Consider the following 18,802-nt stretch of genomic DNA (forward strand, 5'->3'; position numbering starts at 1 on the left):
CTGCGCCCCTGACGGCCTCCCCGCGCAACCGCGCTCCAGCCGTCGGCGCGGCGAAAGCCATGCTTTCGCTTGTCGCGCCGGGCCTCGCGGGCAAGCCCGCTTCGGTCGCTCGGGGCCCCGTGGATCCGGCGTCGTGCAGTGTGCGGCGTCACACACGACAACGGCGGCAAGGGTCCACGGGCGGCGCCGTTTCGCCATGAGCGCGCGCGACCGGGCGCCGCAAGGCGAGACGCCGCCGCTGGTCCTCCTCCGCGAGCCCCGCCCGCCGCCCCCGTCGCGAGGCGGATGCGGGCGGGACCGGCTTCAGAACGAGCCGAAGATCGAGCCCACGGTGACGAGGAAGATCAGCGCGACCACCGGGGCGCCGATGCCGGCGACGGCGAGGTCCCTGTAGCTGTCGCGATGCGTCAGGCCGCAGATGGCGAGCAGGCTGATCACCGCCCCGTTGTGCGGCAGGGTGTCGAGGCTGCCGGCCGCGACGGCGGTGACGCGGTGCAGGAGGTCGGGCGACACGCCCGTCGCCTCGGCCATCGCGAGATACTGCGCGCCGAGCGTCGTCAGCGCGATCGACATGCCGCCCGAGGCGGAGCCGGTCATCGCCGAGAGCAGCGTCACCGCAAGGGCGAGCGAGATCAGCACGTTGTCGCCGCCGACATGCACGATGCTCTCGCTGATCGCCGCGAAGGCGGCGAGCGTCGCGATCACCGAGCCGAAGCCGACGAGGCAGGCGGTGTTGAAGATCGGCATCAGCGAGGCCTCGGCCCCGTCGTCCATCAGCTTCACGAGGCCGGGGAGCCGTCCCCAGTTCAGCGCGATCAGCGCGACGATCGCCAGGAACAGCGCGGCGATGATCGACCAGATGCCGCGCACCTCCTCGATGTCGGTCTCGCCGAAGAGCGGCAGGGCGAGATAGCTCGTGTCCATCCGCGGGATGATCACGAAGGTGAAGAGGAGGTTGAGCACGATCACCAGGAGGAGCGGCAGCGCGGCGACGAAGGTCGACGGCAGGCCGGCGTCGCTCTCCGCGACGTGCGGCGGCTCGTAGGGGCCGTAGCCCGGACCGAGCGCGCGGGCGCGGTAGTAGAGCCACTGGCGGCCGACCATGTACATCACCGCCGCGGTCAGGATGCCGAGGCCGGGCGCAGCGAAGGGCGTGGTGCCGAAGAACGGCATCGGGATGGCGTTCTGGATCGACGGCGTGCCGGGCAGGGCCGACATGGTGAAGGTGAAGGCCCCGAGCGCGATCGCGGCCGGGATCAGCGACTTGTTGATCTGGGCGCGGTGGAAGAGCGCCGCGGCGATCGGATAGACCGCGAAGGCGACGACGAAGAGCGACACGCCGCCATAGGTCATCGCCGCGCAGGCGATCACCACCGCCGGGATGGCGCGGCCGGTGCCGAGGAGGCGCACCAGCCCCTCGGCGAGCGCGCGCGCCGAGCCGCTCGCGTCCATCAGCTTGCCGAACACCGCCCCGAGCAGGAAGAGCGGGAAGAACGAGACGATGAAGCCGCCGGTCTCGGTCATGAAGACCTGGGTGTAGCTCGCGAGGATGCGCCCCTGGCCGGAGAGCAGCACCGCGAGCAGCGACAGGAGCGGCGTCAGCAAGAGCAGGCTGACGCCGCGATAGGCGAGGTACATGAGCGCGACGAGCGCGGCGACGATGACGAGCACGCCCATCAGGCTTCCTCCTCGGGGTCGGCGACGGGCGGGAGCGCCGGGCGCGGGGCGTCCTCGAAGATCTCCTCGAGGTCGAGCGTGGAGCGCAGGCCGATGTCGTCGAAATGCGCGGCGAGCCAGGCGTCGGCCCAGCCCCTGCCCCGCTCGAACAGCATCCGCAGGTAGTCCCATTCCGCATTCAGCTTCGAGGAGGCGGCGAGGTCCTCGACCTCCTCCTCGGTGTGGATGATGTGCAGGAACGTGCGCCGGTGGCCGAGGTCGAGCCCCCCCTCGTCGGCGAGGCGCTGGGTGAGCGCGATGGCGCGCAGCTCCTTGATCAGGCTGGTGTTGAAGCTGATCTCGTTGACGCGGTTGATGATCTCGCGCGCCGAGCGCGGCAGCTTCGGCCGGTCGATCGGGTTGATCTGCACCACGACGATGTCCTGGCTCGCGCGGTTGTCGATCAGCGGATAGAGCGCGGGGTTGCCGGCGTAGCCGCCGTCCCAGTAGTGCTCGCCGCCGATCTCGACCGCGGGGAACATCTGCGGCAGGCAGGCCGAGGCGAGCACGCTGTCGACGGTGACGTCGCCCTGGCCGAAGATGCGCGGCCGGCCGGTGCGGACGTTCGTCGCGGTGACGAAGACCTGCACCGCGCGTCGGCGGTTCACATTGTCGAAGTCGACGTGCTTCTCGAGCAGGTCGCGCAGCGGGTTCACGTTGGTCGGGTTGAGGTCGTAGGGCGAGAACACCCGGCTGAGGCTCTCCATGAACAGGTAGCCGGGCGAGCGGTCGAGGCTGTAGCGGCCGCTCATGCGGTCCCAGAGGCTGCGCTGGATCGGCGAGAACCGCGCCGCGTCGCTGACCGCCTTCCAGAACCGCGCCAGCGCGGCGCGCGCCCCGGCCGGCCCGTCGCGCTCGTAGCCGTCGGCGAGGACGACCGCGTTCATCGCGCCGGCGCTGGTGCCGCTGATCGCGCTGATCTGCAGCCGCCCGTCCTCCAGCAGCCGGTCGAGCACGCCCCAGGTGAGCGCGCCGTGCGAGCCCCCGCCCTGGAGCGCGAGGTTGACGCGCTTGCGCGCCCCTTGCCGCTTCGTTTCCATGCCGTCCTCGCTCCGGGCGCAGCCCCCGGCGCAACGGTTATACGGCGCCGCACAACAACTCAAGCCGCGTGCCGCCGCGCTCGCGGCGACGTGCCGGCGGCGCGCCGCGGGCGTCAGCGCCCTTGCGCGGACGGGGATCGCTGGAATAGCAAAAGGAAACGAGGACGCATGGACAAGCCCCGCCGCCCCGCTGCCCCCTGCCCGCAGACCGGCCGCCCCTGCCGGCAGGCCGCGGCGCCGCGATGAGCTACCTGACCGGCGAGAGCATGACCGGGGGATACGGCGGGGCCGACATCCTGCACGGCTGCACGATCGCGGTGGAGAAGGGCGAGATCGCGGTGATCGTCGGGCCGAACGGCGCCGGCAAGTCGACGGCGATGAAGGCGGTCTTCGGGATGCTCCGCCTGCGCGAGGGGCATGTGCGGCTCGACGGCGACGACATCACCGCGCTGACCCCGCAGGAGCGGGTGCGCCACGGCATGGGCTTCGTGCCGCAGACCTCGAACGTCTTCGTCAACCTGACGGTGCAGGAGAACCTCGAGATGGGGGCCTACATCCGCGACGACGACTTCACGGGGACGATGGAGACGATCTTCGACCTCTTCCCGATCCTGCGCCAGAAGCGCCGCCAGCCCGCGGGCGAGCTCTCCGGCGGCCAGCGCCAGCAGGTCGCGGTCGGCCGCGCGCTGATGACCCAGCCGAAGGTGCTGATGCTCGACGAGCCGACGGCGGGCGTCTCGCCGATCGTGATGGACGAGCTCTTCGACAAGATCATCGAGATCGCGCGGAGCGGCATCTCGATCCTGATGGTCGAGCAGAACGCCCGCCAGGCGCTGGCCATCGCCGACAAGGGCTACGTGCTGGTGCAGGGCCGCAACCGCTTCACCGACACGGGCGCGGCGCTCCTCGCCGACCCCGAGGTGCGGCGCACCTTCCTCGGGGGCTGAGACGTGGCCGATTTCCTCAACGCCCTCGTCGTGCTCTTGAACTTCGTGATCATCCCCGCGGCGGCCTACGGGGCGCAGCTGGCGCTCGGGGCGCTCGGGGTGACGCTGATCTACGCCGTGCTGCGGTTCTCGAACTTCGCCCATGGCGACCTGATGGCCTTCGGGACGATGGCGACGATCCTCGTCACCTGGCAGTTCCAGGCGATGGGGCTGAGCCTCGGGGTGCTGCCGACGGCGCTGCTGGCGCTGCCGTTCGGCATCCTCGCCGCGGTGCTGCTGGCGCTGCTGACCGACCGCTGGGTCTACCGGTTCTACCGGCGGCAGCGCAGCGCCGGGGTGATCTTCGTCATCGCCTCGGTGGGCGTGATGTTCATCTACAACGCGCTGACCCGCTTCTTCATCGGCACCGAGGACCAGCGCTTCGAGGACGGCGAGCGCTTCGTGATCCGGGTCAACGACTTCAAGGAGATGACCGGCCTCGACCAGGGGCTGGCGCTGCGGACGAGCCAGCTTCTCACCCTCGTCGTCATGGTGGTGGTGGTGAGCGCGGTCTTCTGGTTCCTGCAGCGCACCCGCACCGGCAAGGCGATGCGGGCCTATTCCGACAACGAGGACCTCGCGCTCCTCTCCGGCATCAACCCCGACCGGATCGTGGCGATCACCTGGGTGCTCGCCGCGGCGCTGGCGACGATCGCGGGCGTCCTCTACGGGCTCGACAAGTCCTTCCGGCCGTTCATCTACTTCCAGCTGCTGCTGCCGATCTTCGCGGCGGCGATCGTCGGCGGCATCGGCCAGCCCTTCGGCGCCATCGCGGGCGGCTTCATCATCGCCTTCTCCGAGGTGACGCTGACCTACGCCTACCGGCAGGTGCTCGGCTACGTGCTGCCCGAGGGGATGCAGCCGGAGGGGCTCGTGCAGATGCTCGGCACCGACTACAAGTTCGCCGTCTCCTTCATCATCCTCGTCGTGGTGCTGCTGGTGCGGCCGACCGGCATCTTCCGGGGGCGGGTGATATGAGCGGGCCGGGCCGCATCGCCGCCCTCTACGCCGTCATGGCGCTGCTCCTCCTTGCGGTGGGGGCGCTGCAGAGCTGGACGCTGGCGCTCGCCATCCTGAACCTGCAGCTGATCTCCGCGGTGATGGCGCTCGGGGTCAACATGCAGTGGGGCTATGCCGGGCTCTTCAACACCGGCATCATGGGCTTCGCGGCGCTCGGCGGGGTCGCCTCGGTGCTGGTCTCCATGCCGCCCACCCCGGGGGCGCTGGCGGCGGGGGGATGGAATCTCGTCCTCTCGGCCATCGCCATCTTCGGAGCCATCGGCGTGGCGCTCTTCGCCCGCGACCGGCTGCCGCGCAGCCTGCGCGGCCCCGTCGGGCTCGTCGTCATCGCCGTCGGCTACTTCGTGATGCGGCTGTTCCTCGATCCCGCGTCCGAGGCGATCGAGGCGGTCAATCCGGCGACCACCGGCTATCTCGGCGGCCTCGGCCTGCCGATCCTGGTCTCCTGGGCGGTGGGCGGCGTCTTCGCGGCCGGGGCCGCCTACCTCGTCGGCAAGATCACGCTCGGGCTGCGCTCCGACTACCTCGCCATCGCCACGCTCGGCATCTCCGAGATCATCCTGGCGATGCTGAAGAACGAGAACTGGCTGACCCGCGGCGTCAAGAACGTCACCGGCCTGCCCCGCCCCATCCCGGTCGAGCGCGAGCTGCAGACCACGCAATGGGTGATCGACCTCGCCGCCCGCTTCGGGGCCGACGTCACCACCACGGCGGCGATCGTCTCGCGGCTCGCCTATGCGCTCCTCTTCACCGCCGTCCTCGTGGCGATCTTCTGGCTCTCCGAGCGGGCGCTGCGCTCGCCCTGGGGGCGGATGATGCGGGCGATCCGCGACAACCGCGACGCGGCCGAGGCGATGGGCAAGGACGTCACCCGGCGGCACCTGCAGATCTTCGTGCTCGGCTCGGCGGTCTGCGGCATCGCCGGGGCGATGCTCGTCACCCTCGACGGCCAGTTCACGCCGTCCTCCTACAACCCGCTGCGCTACACCTTCCTCGTCTGGGTGATGGTGATCGTCGGCGGCTCGGGCAACAACTGGGGAGCGGTGCTCGGCGGCTTCCTGATCTGGTACATCTGGATCATGGCCGAGCCCGCGGGCGCGGCGCTGATGGCGCAGCTCACCGCCGGGATGGAGCCGGGATCCTGGCTGCGCGGCCATCTCGTCGACGCCGCGCCGCATCTGAGGCTCTTCCTGATGGGGCTGCTGCTCCTCCTCGTCATGCGCTTCGCGCCGCGCGGCCTGATCCCCGAGGCGCGCGGCCGCTGAGCGCTCAGTCGCGCCCCGTCTCGTCGACGACCCAGGACGCATAGGCGGGGCTCGCCGCGACGACCGGCGTGGCGACGATGGCGGGAACCTCGTAGGGGTGCAGCGCCCGCACGGTCGCCGCCAGCTCGTCGAAGCGCTCGGCCCGGGTGACCATGTCCAGCGTCACCTCCCCGACCGTCTCGATCGCCCCGCGCCAGCGATAGGTGCTCGCCACCGCCGGCCCGACATGGGCGCAGGCCGCCTGCCGCCGCAACACCACCGCCTCGCCGATCCGCTCCGCCGTGGCGGCGTCGGGACAGCGGACCGCGACCGTCACCAGCGCAGGCTCCCGCTCCGCCTTCCCGGCCATGGTCCGCGCCCTCCCCCGCCCGGACGAGCCCGCCGGCAGGGCCTGTTCCCCGGAGCCGCCGTCGCGTTGATGCCGAAAAGGGTCGCGGGGGCCCGATTCGTCAAGGATTTACCGGCGCTGGCGCCGGCGCCGCAGGCGTCCTTGACGAATCGGGCCCCCGCGACCCCGGCATCAATCAACGCGGCGGCGGCTTCGGGGAACAGGCCCGGGGGTTTGTTCCCTGGTGAGCCCGAGCCTCTTGCTGGAACGGACCTTCGATGACGCGCCCGTGCGGTCGGACGCCGCCCCTTGCGCGCGCCCTTCGCGCGCCGGCCCGAGGGGGGCTCGATGCCCCCCTCGGGCCGCCCCCCGGAACGGAGGAGCAGCCTCAGTCCGCGTCGAAGTCGACGATCTCCATCGGGTCGTCGATCGCGATCGTGGTCGCCTCCGCCTCGGCCTTGCGGGCCTCGATGATGCGGCGGTCGCGGTCGGTGGCGATGCGCTTCAGCTCCGCCGTCGCCCGGCCGGTGCCGGCCGGGATCAGCCGGCCGACGATCACGTTCTCCTTGAGCCCGAACAGCCGGTCGCGCTTGCCCTGGGTCGCCGCCTCGGTCAGCACCCGCGTCGTCTCCTGGAACGAGGCCGCCGAGATGAACGAGCGCGTCTGCAGCGACGCCTTGGTGATGCCCAAGAGGATCGGCGCGCCCTTGGCCGGCTCGCGGCCCTCGCGCATCGCCTTCTCGTTCTCCTCGTCGAGCTCGATCTTGTCGACCTGCTCGCCCTTCAGGAGCGTGGTGCCGCCGGAGTCCGAGATCTCCCACTTCTGCAGCATCTGGCGGACGATCACCTCGATGTGCTTGTCGTTGATCTTCACGCCCTGCAGCCGGTAGACCTCCTGCACCTCCTCGATCAGGTAGTCGGCCAGCGCCTCCACGCCCATGATGGCGAGGATGTCATGGGGGGCGGGGTTGCCGTCCATGATGTACTCGCCCTTCTGGATGAAGTCGCCCTCCTGCACCGGGATGTGCTTGCCCTTCGGCACCATGTACTCGATCGCCTCGAGGCCCTCGTCGGCCGGCTCGATGGTGATCCGGCGCTTGTTCTTGAAGTCCTTGCCGAAGCGCACATGCCCCGAGATCTCGGCGATGATCGCGTGGTCCTTGGGACGGCGCGCCTCGAAGAGCTCGGCCACCCGCGGCAGGCCGCCGGTGATGTCCTTGGTCTTCGCGCCCTCGCGCGGGATGCGCGCGATGACGTCGCCCGGCCGCACGCTCTGTCCGTCCTCGACCGACAGGATGGCGTCGACCGACATCGCGTGGACCTCGGGGTTGCCGTTGTCGAGCCGCACCGGCTCGCCGGTCTCCGGGTCCATGACGATGATCTCCGGCTTGAGGTCGCTGCCCCGCGGGGCGGCGCGCCAGTCGGAGACGATCTTCTGGCTGATGCCCGTCGCCTCGTCGGTCTCCTCGCGGACGGAGAAGCCCGGCACGAGATCGACGAACTTCGCCACGCCCGCCTTCTCGGCGATGATCGGCAGCGTGTAGGGATCCCATTCGGCGAGCTTGTCGCCGCGCCGGATCCGCGCGCCCTCCTTCGCCAAGAGCTTCGAGCCGTAGTTGAGCTTGTGGACCGCCCGGTCGATGCCGGTCTCGTCCACGATCGCCAGCTCCATGTTGCGGGCCATGACGATCTGCTCGCCGTCGACGTTGGTGAGCAGCGACCCGCCGCGCAGCTGCAGCACGCCCTCCTGGCTCGCCTCGAGGAAGCTCTGCGAGCCGGCCTGGGCGATGCCGCCGATGTGGAAGGTGCGCATGGTGAGCTGCGTGCCCGGCTCGCCGATCGACTGCGCGGCGATGATGCCCACGGCCTCGCCGGGGTTCACCTTGGTGCCGCGGGCGAGGTCGCGCCCGTAGCACTGCGCGCAGATGCCGTCCTCGGCCTCGCAGGTCAGCGGCGAGCGGATCTGCACCTCCAGCACGGCCGCAGCCTCGATCAGGTCGGCGTCGCGCTCCTCGATGAGGTCGCCGCGCCGGAAGATCACCTCCGAGGTCTTCGGGTCGAGCACGTCCTCCGCCGCGACGCGGCCGAGGATGCGCTCGCCGAGCGAGGCCACGACCTCGCCGTCGCTGACCGCGGCGCGCGCGGTGATCGAGCGGTCGGTGCCGCAGTCGTCGATCTTGACGATGCAGTCCTGCGCCACGTCCACCAGACGCCGGGTGAGATACCCGGAGTTCGCGGTCTTGAGCGCGGTGTCGGCGAGGCCCTTGCGGGCGCCGTGGGTCGAGTTGAAGTACTCGAGCACGGTCAGGCCTTCCTTGAAGTTCGACACGACCGGCGTCTCGATGATCTCGCCCGAGGGCTTCACCATCAGGCCGCGCATGCCGCCCAGCTGCTTCATCTGCTGGGGCGAGCCGCGGGCGCCGGAGTGCGACATCATGTAGACCGAGTTCGGCTCGAGCTCGCGCCCGGCGTCGTCCCGGCGCACGGCCGAGATCTCGCCCATCATCGCGTCGGCGACGTCGTCGGAGCACTTGGACCAGGCGTCGACCACCTTGTTGTACTTCTCGCCCTGGGTGATCAGGCCGTCCATGTACTGCTGCTCGAACTCCTTCACCTGGTCGCGGGTGCGGTTGACGATGCCCCACTTCGCCTCGGGGATCACCATGTCGTCCTTGCCGAAGGAGATGCCGGCCTTGAACGCCTCGGTGAAGCCGAGACCCATGATCTGGTCGCAGAAGATCACCGACTCCTTCTGGCCGCAGTGGCGGTAGACGGTGTCGATGACCTCGCCGACCTCCTTCTTGCGCAGGAGGCGGTTGACGATGTCGAACGGCGTCTTGAAGTTCTTCGGCAGCAGCGCCCCGAGACGCAGCCGGCCCGGCGTCGTCTCGTAGCGCTTCATCACGAACTCGCCGTTCTCGTCGACCTGCTCGATCCGGGCGTTGATCTTGGTGTGCAGGTTCACCACCCCCGCGGCGAGCGCGTGGTCGACCTCCTCGATCGAGGCGAAGGTCATGCCCTCGCCCGGCTGGTTCTCGCGCTGGATCGACAGGTAGTAGAGCCCGAGGATCATGTCCTGCGACGGCACGATGATCGGCTTGCCGTTCGCCGGCGAGAGCACGTTGTTCGTCGACATCATCAGGACGCGGGCTTCCAGCTGGGCCTCGAGGCTCAGCGGCACGTGCACGGCCATCTGGTCGCCGTCGAAGTCGGCGTTGAACGCGGCGCAGACCAGCGGATGCAGCTGGATCGCCTTGCCCTCGATGAGCACCGGCTCGAAGGCCTGGATGCCGAGGCGGTGCAGCGTCGGCGCGCGGTTCAGCATCACCGGATGCTCGCGGATCACCTCGTCGAGGATGTCCCAGACCTCGGGGCGCTCCTTCTCGACGAGCTTCTTGGCCTGCTTGACGGTGCTCGACAGGCCCTTGGCGTCGAGGCGCGAGTAGATGAACGGCTTGAACAGCTCCAGCGCCATCTTCTTCGGCAGGCCGCACTGGTGCAGCTTCAGCTCGGGGCCGGTCACGATCACCGAGCGGCCGGAGAAGTCCACGCGCTTGCCGAGCAGGTTCTGCCGGAACCGGCCCTGCTTGCCCTTGAGCATGTCCGAGAGCGACTTCAGCGGCCGCTTGTTCGTCCCGGTGATCACCCGCCCGCGGCGGCCGTTGTCGAAGAGCGCGTCGACCGATTCCTGCAACATCCGCTTCTCGTTGCGGATGATGATGTCCGGGGCGCGCAGCTCGATCAGCCGCTTGAGGCGGTTGTTGCGGTTGATGACGCGGCGGTAGAGGTCGTTCAGGTCGGACGTCGCGAACCGGCCGCCGTCGAGCGGCACCAGTGGGCGCAGCTCGGGCGGGATCACCGGGATCACCGTCAGCACCATCCACTCGGGACGGTTGCCGCTCTCGCGGAAGGACTCGACCAGCTTCAGCCGCTTGATGATCTTCTTCGGCTTCAGCTCGCCGGTCGCCTCGGCGAGGTCGGCGCGCAGCTGCTCGGCCTCGGCGTCGAGGTCGATCGCCGCCAGCATCTCGCGGATCGCCTCGGCGCCGATGCCGGCGCGGAAGGCGTCCTCGCCGAAGCGGTCCTGGGCGTCGAGGTACTCCTCCTCGCCCATCAGCTGGCCGGCCTTGAGGTCGGTCAGGCCCGGCTCGATGACGACGTACTGCTCGAAGTAGAGGATGCGCTCCAGATCGCGCAGCGTCATGTCGAGCATCAGCCCGATGCGCGACGGCAGCGACTTCAGGAACCAGATATGCGCGACCGGCGACGCCAGCTCGATGTGGCCCATGCGCTCGCGCCGGACCTTCTGCAGCGTCACCTCGACGCCGCACTTCTCGCAGACGACGCCGCGGTACTTCATGCGCTTGTACTTGCCGCACAGGCACTCGTAGTCCTTGATCGGACCGAAGATGCGCGCACAGAACAGGCCGTCACGCTCCGGCTTGAACGTACGGTAGTTGATGGTCTCCGGCTTCTTGATCTCGCCGTAGGACCAGCTCAGGATCCGCTCGGGGGACGCCAGCGAGATCTTGATCTCGTCGAAGGCGCGCATCGGCTGGACCGGCGCGAACGGATTGGCGACTTCCTGGTTCATCTCAGATTTCCCGATCGTGTTTCAGACAGGGGACGGCCGGGCCGTCCCCCGCGAATTCATGCGGCGGAGCCGCGAAGCAGGATGGCGAATGCCGTGGCGCTCATTGCGATCGAGACCCCAACCATCCACTTCAGGATGCGGAGATCGGCGCTGATCCGCGCCAAGCTCTCCTCAATGGTCGCCATCGCCGCCACGTGCCTCACTCCGCCTCGGAGTCCAGCAGCTCGATGTTCAGGCCGAGCGAGCGGATCTCCTTGACGAGCACGTTGAACGACTCCGGGACTCCCGCCTCGAAGTTGTCCTCGCCCTTGACGATCGACTCGTAGACCTTGGTCCGGCCCGCAACGTCGTCGGACTTCACCGTCAGCATCTCCTGCAAGGTATATGCCGCGCCGTAGGCTTCAAGGGCCCAGACCTCCATCTCGCCGAAACGCTGGCCGCCGAACTGCGCCTTGCCGCCCAGCGGCTGCTGCGTGACGAGGCTGTAGGGGCCGGTGCTCCGGGCGTGGATCTTGTCGTCCACGAGGTGGTGCAGCTTCAGCAGGTACTTCACGCCGACGGTCACCGGCCGCGCGAAACGCTCGCCCGTCCTTCCGTCATAGACGATCGACTGGCCCGAGGTGTCGAAGCCCGCGCGCTCCAGCGCGTTGTTGACGTCCGACTCCTTGGCGCCGTCGAAGACCGGGGTGGCGATCGGCACGCCCGCGGTGACGTTGCCCGCCGCCTCGAGGAAGTCGTCCTGGTCCATCTCCGAGAGCACCTCGTTGTAGAGCTGCTCGCCGTAGGCGACCTTCATCGCTTCCTTGACCGGGGTCATGTCGCCCGAGCGCCGATATTCCTGCAGGCCGAGGTCGATCGACTTGCCGAGGCCCCGCGCCGCCCAGCCCATGTGGGTCTCGAGGATCTGCCCGACGTTCATGCGCGAGGGCACACCGAGCGGGTTCAGCACGAGGTCGACCGGCGTGCCGTCGGCGAGGAACGGCATGTCCTCCTCCGCCACCACCTTGGAGACCACGCCCTTGTTGCCGTGGCGGCCGGCCATCTTGTCGCCGGGCTGGAGCTTGCGCTTCACCGCGATGAAGACCTTGACCATCTTCATCACGCCCGGCGGCAGGTCGTCGCCGCGGCGGACCTTCTCGACCTTGTCCTCGAACCGCCGCTCCAGCTGCTTCTTCTGCAGCTCGAACTGGCCGTGCAGCGCCTCCTGCGCCTGCGCGTCGGCGTCCTCGCCGAGCGCGAGCTGCCACCACTGGCCGCGCGACAGCTGGCCCAGCAGCTCCTCGTTGATCTCGGAGCCGGCCTTGACGCCCTTCGGCCCCTTCACCGCGGTCTTGCCGAGGATCAGGCCCCTGAGGCGGGCGTAGATGTTGCGCTCGAGGATGGCGAGCTCGTCGTCGCGGTCGCGCGACAGCCGCTCCACCTCCTCGCGCTCGATCTGGAGCGCGCGCTCGTCCTTGTCGACGCCGTGGCGGTTGAAGACCCGCACCTCGACCACCGTGCCGAAGTCGCCCGGCGGCAGCCGCAGCGAGGTGTCGCGCACGTCGGACGCCTTCTCGCCGAAGATGGCGCGGAGGAGCTTCTCCTCCGGCGTCATCGGGCTCTCGCCCTTGGGGGTGATCTTGCCCACCAGGATGTCGCCGGGGCCGACCTCGGCGCCGATGTAGACGATGCCCGCCTCGTCGAGGTTGCGGAGCGCCTCCTCGCCGACGTTCGGGATGTCGCGGGTGATCTCCTCGGGCCCGAGCTTGGTGTCGCGGGCCGCGACCTCGAACTCCTCGATGTGGATCGAGGTGAAGACGTCGTCCTTCGCCACCCGCTCCGAGATCAGGATCGAGTCCTCGTAGTTGTAGCCGTTCCACGGCATGAACGCGACGAGCACGTTCTTGCCGAGCGCCAGCTCGCCGAGGTCGGTCGAGGGCCCGTCCGCGATGAACTGGCCCTTCTGCACCACGTCGCCCACCTTGATGAGCGGCCGCTGGTTGATGCAGGTGTTCTGGTTCGAGCGCTGGAACTTGCGCAGCCGGTAGATGTCGACGCCCGGGTCGCCGGGGCCGACGTCCTCGGTCGCCCGGATCACGATGCGCATCGCGTCGACCTGGTCGACCACGCCGGCGCGCCGCGCGGTGTGGCAGGCGCCCGAATCCCGCGCAACCTTCTCCTCGATGCCGGTGCCGACGAACGGCGCCTCGGCGCGGAGCAGCGGCACCGCCTGACGCTGCATGTTCGAGCCCATCAGCGCGCGGTTCGCGTCGTCGTTCTCGAGGAACGGGATCAGTGAGGCGGCGACCGAGACGAGCTGCTTCGGGCTCACGTCGATCAGGTCGACGTTGGCCGGCGGGTTCAGCATGAAGTCGCCGCCCTTGCGGGTGGAGACGAGGTCGTTGGTGAACCGCCCCTCGCCATCGAGCTGCGCGTTCGCCTGCGCGATCGTGTAGCGCATCTCCTCGGTGGCGGACATGTACTGCACGTCGTCCGTCACCTGCCCGTCCTTCACGCGGCGGTAGGGCGTCTCGATGAAGCCGTACTTGTTCACCCGCGCAAAGCTCGCGAGGCTGTTGATCAGGCCGATGTTCGGGCCTTCCGGCGTCTCGATCGGGCACATCCGGCCGTAGTGGGTCGGATGCACGTCGCGCACCTCGAAGCCCGCCCGCTCGCGGGTCAGGCCGCCCGGCCCGAGCGCCGAAAGCCGCCGCTTGTGCGTGACCTCGGAGAGCGGGTTGGTCTGGTCCATGAACTGCGAGAGCTGGCTCGACCCGAAGAACTCGCGCACCGCCGCCGCCGCGGGCTTGGCGTTGATCAGATCCTGCGGCATGACCGTGTCGATCTCGACCGACGACATCCGCTCGCGGATCGCCCGCTCCATGCGGAGCAGGCCGACCCGGTACTGGTTCTCCATCAGTTCGCCGACCGAGCGCACCCGGCGGTTGCCGAGGTGGTCGATGTCGTCGATCTCGCCGCGGCCGTCGCGCAGGTCGACGAGCGCCTTGACCACGGCGATGATGTCCTCGCGGCGCAGGGTGCGCATGGTGTCGGGCGCGTCGAGGTCGAGGCGCATGTTCATCTTCACCCGGCCGACGGCCGAGAGGTCGTAGCGCTCGCTGTCGAAGAACAGGCTGTCGAACATCACGCTCGCCGCCTCGACGGTCGGCGGCTCGCCCGGGCGCATGACGCGGTAGATGTCCATGAGCGCCTGATCGCGGTTCATGTTCTTGTCGACCGCCATCGTGTTGCGGATGTAGGCGCCGACGGTGATGTTGTCGATGTCGAGCGTCGGGATCTCGGTGACGCCGTTGTCGAGCAGCACCTTGAGCGAGCCGCCGGTGACGTCGCCGGTCTTGCCGTCGACGTCCCAGGTCAGCTCGTCGCCGGCCTCGATCCAGATCGCGCCGGTCTCCTCGTTGATGATGTCCTTGGCGGCGAAGCGGCCGACGATCGCCTCGAAGGGCACCAGCACCTCGGCGATGTCGCCGCGGTCCAGCCACTCCTTGACCATCCGCGGCGTGACCTTCTTGTGGGCCTCGGCGATGACCTCGCCGGTGGCCGCGTTCACGACGTCATGGGTCGGCTTCGCGCCGCGCAGCCGCTCGGGGAAGAACCGCGTCGCCCAGCCGTTCCCCTCCTTGCGGAAGGAGACCGTGTCGTAGAAGGCGTCGCAGATGCCCTCCTGGTCGAGGCCGAGCGCATAGAGCAGCGTCGTCACCGGCAGCTTGCGGCGACGGTCGATGCGGGCGTAGACGATGTCCTTGGCGTCGAACTCGAAGTCGAGCCACGAGCCGCGATAGGGGATGATGCGGCTGGTGAAGAGGAGCTTGCCCGAGGAGTGGGTCTTGCCCTTGTCGTGGTCGAAGAACACGCCGGGCGAGCGGTGCATCTGGCTGACGATCACCCGCTCGGTGCCGTTGACGACGAAGGTGCCGTGCTGCGTCATCAGGGGCATGTCGCCCATGTAGACGTCCTGCTCCTTGATGTCCTTGACGCTGCGGGCGCCGGTCTCCTCGTCGACCTCGAAGACGATCAGGCGCAGCGTGACCTTCAGCGGCGCGGCATAGGTCATGTCGCGCTGCATGCACTCCTCGACGTCGTATTTCGGGTGCTCGAGCTCGTAGCGGACGAACTCCAGCGTGGCGGTCTCGTTGAAGTCCTTGATCGGGAAGACCGACTGGAAGGTGCCCTTCAGCCCCTCGCCGTCCTGCGGGACCGGCCCGTCGCCGGACTGCAGGAACAGGTCATAGCTCGACTTCTGCACTTCGATCAGGTTCGGCATCTCCGCGACCTCGCGGATCTTGCCGAAGAACTTCCGAATGCGCTTGTGACCGGAATACGTCTGAGCCATGCTCGCCACCTCTCGCCTCGCGGTCGCTGGCTTCCGGCGGGAACGGAAGCCGCGGCCTTGGGGACGCGTCGATCCACTGCCTGCGCGACTCCCACATCGCGCGCCCGGATCCCCATGCGTCTGTCACGAAGCCCCGCGCGGGGCGTCCTGAGAAACGCATGACCGGACCCGCGTCGCCGCGGGCCCGATCCGTCTCGTTAACGCAACCTTAAGTTGCGCACAAGCTCACTTCAGCTCGACCTCGGCGCCCGCCTCGACGAGCTTCGCCTTGATCGCCTCGGCCTCGGTCTTGGAGACGCCCTCCTTGACCGCCTTGCCGCCGGCCTCGACCAGGTCCTTGGCCTCCTTGAGGCCGAGGCCGGTGATCGCGCGGACCTCCTTGATGACGTTGATCTTCTGGGCGCCGGCGGCCTTGAGGATCACGTCGAACTCGGTCTGCTCCTCGGCGGCCTCGGCCGGGGCGGCCGCGGCGGGACCGGCAGCGACGGCGACCGCGCCAGCGGCCGGCTCGATGCCGTACTCGTCCTTGAGGATCTTCTTCAGCTCGGCGGCCTCGAGCAGGGTCAGGCCCACGATCTCTTCCGCCAGTTTCTTCAGGTCAGCCATTTTTTCCGTTCCGTATCAGGTTCGATTGGGGTCGTCCGGCGGGTCGCTTCTCGCGCGCCCTCCGGCCTCCAGGTCGCGTCAAGCCGCCTCGCGCTCCTCCAGCGTGGTGAGGATCGCGGCGATGTTCGCCGCCGGCGCGCCGATGGCCGAGACCAGCTGCCCGGCCGGGCTGCCGATGCACGCCACCACGGAAGCGATCAGCTCCTCGCGGGACGGCATCTGCGCCACGGCCTTCACGCCGGCCTCGTCCAAAGGCGTCGCCCCCATGGCGCCGCCGAGGACAACGAGCTTCTTGTTGTCCTTGGCGTAGGCCTCCACCGCTTTCGCGGCGGCGACCGGGTCCTGGGAATAGGCGAGCACCGTCATGCCCTTGAGCAGGTCCCCCATCCTCGCGGCGGGGCTGTCCTTCAGGGCGATCTTGGCGAGCTTGTTCTTGGCGACGCGGACGCCGCCCCCGGCCTGCTTCAGGCGGGTGCGGAAATCCGTCATCTCGGCGACCGAGAGGCCCTCGTAGTGCGCGACCACGACGACGCCAGAGTCAGCGAAAATCTGGCCGAGCTCGCCGACCACGACTTCCTTCTGGGCTCTATCCACGGTTCTCTCCAAGTATGGCGAGAAGGAACCCCCCTCCCGCCGGCTCGTTTCACCGGGGCTCCGACCCCGGCGTCTCGGGTCCGTTGCCGGGTCCCGCCAAGAACGCCCGGGACGCGTCCGCGTCCCGCTCGATCCCGATCGTTCCCCGTCTCGGGCAGGACTTAGCGACCCGAAGGTCCGCCCGCCGTCTCGGACAGTCGGACAGGGCCGAGACCCCGCCCGGAACATCCCCCGGTCGCCCGGGGGAATCCCGTCACTCGGCGACCGCCGAGCTCACGTCGACGCTCACGCCCGGACCCATGGTCGAGCTGAGCGAGATCTTCTTCAGGTAGGTGCCCTTGGCGCCCGTGGGCTTCGCCCGGTTCACCGCCTGCACGAAGGCCTTCACGTTCTCGACGAGCTTGCCCTCGTCGAAGCTGGCCTTGCCGACGCCGCCATGCACGATCCCGGCCTTCTCGACGCGGAACTGCACCTCGCCGCCCTTGGCGTTCTTGACCGCGGTGGCCACGTCCATCGTCACCGTGCCGACCTTGGGGTTCGGCATCAGGTTGCGCGGGCCGAGGATCTTGCCCAGCCGGCCGACGATCGGCATCATGTCCGGCGTGGCGATGCAGCGGTCGAACTCGATCGTGCCGCCCTGGATCGTCTCCATCAGGTCCTCGGCCCCGACGATGTCGGCGCCGGCCGCCTTGGCCTCGTCGGCCTTGGCGCCGCGGGCGAAGACCGCCACGCGCACCGTCTTGCCGGTGCCGTTCGGCAGGCTGACCACGCCGCGGACCATCTGGTCGGCATGGCGCGGGTCGACGCCGAGATTGACCGAGACCTCGACCGTCTCGTCGAACTTCGCCGTGGCGTTCGCCTTGACGAGCTTCACGGCCTCGGAGACCCCGAGGTTCTCCTTGCCCTCGAAGGCCTCGGCGGCCTTGCGGATGCGCTTGCCCTGCTTCGCCATGGCCCTACCCCTTGACCTCGATGCCCATCGACCGGGCCGAGCCCGCGATGATGTTCATCGCCGCCTCGACGTCCGTCGCGTTGAGATCCTTCATCTTGGCCTCGGCGATCTCGCGCACCTGCGCCAGCGTCACCGACCCCGCATTGGTCTTGCCCGGCGCCTTCGACGCCGACTTCAGCCCCGCCGCCTTCTTGAGCAGGAACGACGCCGGCGGCGTCTTGATCTCCATCGTGAAGGACTTGTCGGTGTAGTAGGTGATGATGACCGGCGTCGGCTGGCCGACCTCCATCTCCTGGGTCCGGGCGTTGAACGCCTTGCAGAACTCCATGATGTTGATGCCGCGCTGGCCGAGGGCGGGGCCCACGGGCGGCGACGGGTTCGCCTTGCCGGCGGCGACCTGGAGCTTCAGCTTCCCGGCTACCTTCTTGGCCATGACGGCCTCCTTCTCTCCATGCCCCCGGAACGCGATCCGGCGGCGCTACATGGGGTGGTGCGGCGACCCGGGCGCGCCCCGGCCGCCTCCCACCGCTTCGACGTCAGGACGCCTTGGCGACCTGGGTGAACTCCAGCTCGACCGGGGTCGCCCGGCCGAAGATCGAGACCGACACCTTGAGGCGGCTCGCGCCCTGGTCGACCTCCTCCACCATCCCGGAGAAGCCCTCGAAGGGCCCGTCGGTGACGTTCACCGTCTCGCCGGTCTGGAAGGTGATGATCGAGCGCGGCCGCTCCTGGCCCTCGACCACCTGGTTCATGATCCGGGCGACCTCCTCGTCCTTCATCGGCGAGGGCTTGCCCTGCGGACCGAGGAAGCCGGTCACGCGGTTGGTGTTGTTGATCAGGTGATAGGCCCGGTCGGTCATCTCCATCTTCACCAGCACGTAGCCGGGCATGAAGCGCTTCTCGGACTGCACCTTCTTGCCGCGGCGGATCTCGATGACCTCCTCGGTCGGGACCATCACCTCGGCGATCTCGTCCTGCAGCCCCTGCTGGGCCGCGCTGTCGCGGATCGATTCCGCGACCTTCTTCTCGAAGTTCGAGAGCACGCTCACCGAATACCAGCGCATCGCCATCTGGGTCGTCACCTCAAGTCCGCCGACGGCTCGCCCCGGCCGCCTTCCCTGCTCCGGCTTGCGCCATCCCGACGCCAAAAGAGACGCGCCTTCCGAATCGGATGCGCGCCACGTCTGGGTTGGGAGGCGTTGACATACTCTCAAGGGCCCGGGGGTTCAAGGGGCCGAGAACGCAATCCAGGGTTCCGAACTCATGTGACAGGTGACAGGCGGGGATTTCTCTGAATCGATGCGGCGGCCCTGAATCGGAGCCGCGCATGATCCTCGCCGAGAGCCTGCCTCGGAAGTCGCGCCTGGC

Annotated in this window: 13 protein-coding genes and 1 pseudogene; 3 read left to right on the forward strand and 11 right to left on the reverse strand. The window is 68.9% G+C overall.

What is annotated here, in order from left to right; translation table 11 throughout:
* Window positions 1–303: 303 nt before the first annotated feature.
* A complete protein-coding gene (locus KBB57_RS16275) occupies window positions 304–1,677 on the reverse strand; it encodes a GntP family permease (RefSeq protein ID WP_290752367.1) in 1,374 nt (457 codons plus the stop codon).
* Entirely contained in the window at window positions 1,677–2,756 is a 1,080-nt protein-coding gene (locus tag KBB57_RS16280; protein WP_290752370.1) for a patatin-like phospholipase family protein, read from the reverse strand. The genes KBB57_RS16275 and KBB57_RS16280 overlap by 1 nt, the downstream gene beginning before the upstream one ends.
* 242 nt (window positions 2,757–2,998) lie before the next feature.
* Between KBB57_RS16280 and KBB57_RS16285 the strand changes: the two genes are divergently transcribed.
* Genes KBB57_RS16285 through KBB57_RS16295 form a run of 3 tightly spaced genes read left to right on the forward strand, consistent with a single transcriptional unit; the run spans window position 2,999 to window position 6,027 of the window.
* Entirely contained in the window at window positions 2,999–3,703 is a 705-nt protein-coding gene (locus KBB57_RS16285) for an ABC transporter ATP-binding protein (protein WP_290752373.1), read from the forward strand.
* 3 nt (window positions 3,704–3,706) lie between these two features.
* A complete protein-coding gene (locus KBB57_RS16290) occupies window positions 3,707–4,720 on the forward strand; it encodes a branched-chain amino acid ABC transporter permease (protein WP_290752375.1) in 1,014 nt (337 codons plus the stop codon).
* The gene (locus KBB57_RS16295; RefSeq protein WP_290752378.1) at window positions 4,717–6,027 is read left to right on the forward strand and encodes a branched-chain amino acid ABC transporter permease; all 1,311 of its coding nucleotides are present in this window, start codon (window positions 4,717–4,719) and stop codon (window positions 6,025–6,027) included. Before KBB57_RS16290 ends, KBB57_RS16295 begins: the two co-directional genes overlap by 4 nt.
* Before the next feature lie 4 nt (window positions 6,028–6,031).
* On the opposite strand, the gene cutA is transcribed toward KBB57_RS16295, so the two are convergent.
* From cutA to nusG, 9 genes and pseudogenes are all read right to left on the reverse strand, one after another.
* On the reverse strand, window positions 6,032–6,376 hold the full coding sequence (gene cutA, locus KBB57_RS16300) for a divalent-cation tolerance protein CutA (RefSeq protein ID WP_290752380.1): 345 nt from the start codon (window positions 6,374–6,376) through the stop codon (window positions 6,032–6,034).
* Between the two features lie 421 nt (window positions 6,377–6,797).
* A pseudogene (gene rpoC / locus KBB57_RS16305) lies at window positions 6,798–10,949 on the reverse strand (DNA-directed RNA polymerase subunit beta'); the annotation flags it as partial.
* Window positions 10,950–11,005: 56 nt separating this feature from the next.
* Entirely contained in the window at window positions 11,006–11,143 is a 138-nt protein-coding gene (locus tag KBB57_RS16310) for a hypothetical protein (protein WP_290752386.1), read from the reverse strand.
* A 5-nt stretch (window positions 11,144–11,148) separates the two neighbouring features.
* The gene (gene rpoB / locus KBB57_RS16315) at window positions 11,149–15,282 is read right to left on the reverse strand and encodes a DNA-directed RNA polymerase subunit beta (RefSeq protein WP_290752389.1); all 4,134 of its coding nucleotides are present in this window, start codon (window positions 15,280–15,282) and stop codon (window positions 11,149–11,151) included.
* A 225-nt stretch (window positions 15,283–15,507) separates the two neighbouring features.
* Window positions 15,508–15,888 (reverse strand): 50S ribosomal protein L7/L12, encoded by a 381-nt coding sequence (rplL, locus tag KBB57_RS16320; protein WP_290752392.1) that lies wholly within the window; start codon window positions 15,886–15,888, stop codon window positions 15,508–15,510.
* Between the two features lie 78 nt (window positions 15,889–15,966).
* Window positions 15,967–16,482: a 50S ribosomal protein L10 gene (gene rplJ / locus KBB57_RS16325; protein ID WP_290752395.1), complete on the reverse strand. Its 516-nt coding sequence runs from the start codon at window positions 16,480–16,482 to the stop codon at window positions 15,967–15,969.
* Between the two features lie 253 nt (window positions 16,483–16,735).
* Window positions 16,736–17,434: a 50S ribosomal protein L1 gene (gene rplA / locus KBB57_RS16330; RefSeq protein WP_290752398.1), complete on the reverse strand. Its 699-nt coding sequence runs from the start codon at window positions 17,432–17,434 to the stop codon at window positions 16,736–16,738.
* Between the two features lie 4 nt (window positions 17,435–17,438).
* Entirely contained in the window at window positions 17,439–17,867 is a 429-nt protein-coding gene (rplK, locus tag KBB57_RS16335; RefSeq protein WP_290752401.1) for a 50S ribosomal protein L11, read from the reverse strand.
* A 103-nt stretch (window positions 17,868–17,970) separates the two neighbouring features.
* Window positions 17,971–18,504: a transcription termination/antitermination protein NusG gene (nusG, locus tag KBB57_RS16340; protein ID WP_290752404.1), complete on the reverse strand. Its 534-nt coding sequence runs from the start codon at window positions 18,502–18,504 to the stop codon at window positions 17,971–17,973.
* Window positions 18,505–18,802 lie beyond the last annotated feature (298 nt).

The organism is Amaricoccus sp., from assembly GCF_017993425.1.
Lineage (GTDB): Bacteria > Pseudomonadota > Alphaproteobacteria > Rhodobacterales > Rhodobacteraceae > Amaricoccus.

Excerpts from the sequence above, each read along its gene's own strand:
- rplL (WP_290752392.1), bottom strand. The coding sequence starts at position 15,888 with ATGGCTGACCTGAAGAAACTGGCGGAAGAGATCGTGGGCCTGACCCTG.
- cutA (WP_290752380.1), bottom strand. The coding sequence starts at position 6,376 with ATGGCCGGGAAGGCGGAGCGGGAGCCTGCGCTGGTGACGGTCGCGGTC.
- nusG (WP_290752404.1), bottom strand. The coding sequence starts at position 18,504 with ATGGCGATGCGCTGGTATTCGGTGAGCGTGCTCTCGAACTTCGAGAAG.
- KBB57_RS16285 (WP_290752373.1), top strand. The coding sequence starts at position 2,999 with ATGAGCTACCTGACCGGCGAGAGCATGACCGGGGGATACGGCGGGGCC.
- rpoB (WP_290752389.1), bottom strand. The coding sequence starts at position 15,282 with ATGGCTCAGACGTATTCCGGTCACAAGCGCATTCGGAAGTTCTTCGGC.
- KBB57_RS16280 (WP_290752370.1), bottom strand. The coding sequence starts at position 2,756 with ATGGAAACGAAGCGGCAAGGGGCGCGCAAGCGCGTCAACCTCGCGCTC.
- KBB57_RS16275 (WP_290752367.1), bottom strand. The coding sequence starts at position 1,677 with ATGGGCGTGCTCGTCATCGTCGCCGCGCTCGTCGCGCTCATGTACCTC.
- rplA (WP_290752398.1), bottom strand. The coding sequence starts at position 17,434 with ATGGCGAAGCAGGGCAAGCGCATCCGCAAGGCCGCCGAGGCCTTCGAG.
- rplK (WP_290752401.1), bottom strand. The coding sequence starts at position 17,867 with ATGGCCAAGAAGGTAGCCGGGAAGCTGAAGCTCCAGGTCGCCGCCGGC.
- KBB57_RS16295 (WP_290752378.1), top strand. The coding sequence starts at position 4,717 with ATGAGCGGGCCGGGCCGCATCGCCGCCCTCTACGCCGTCATGGCGCTG.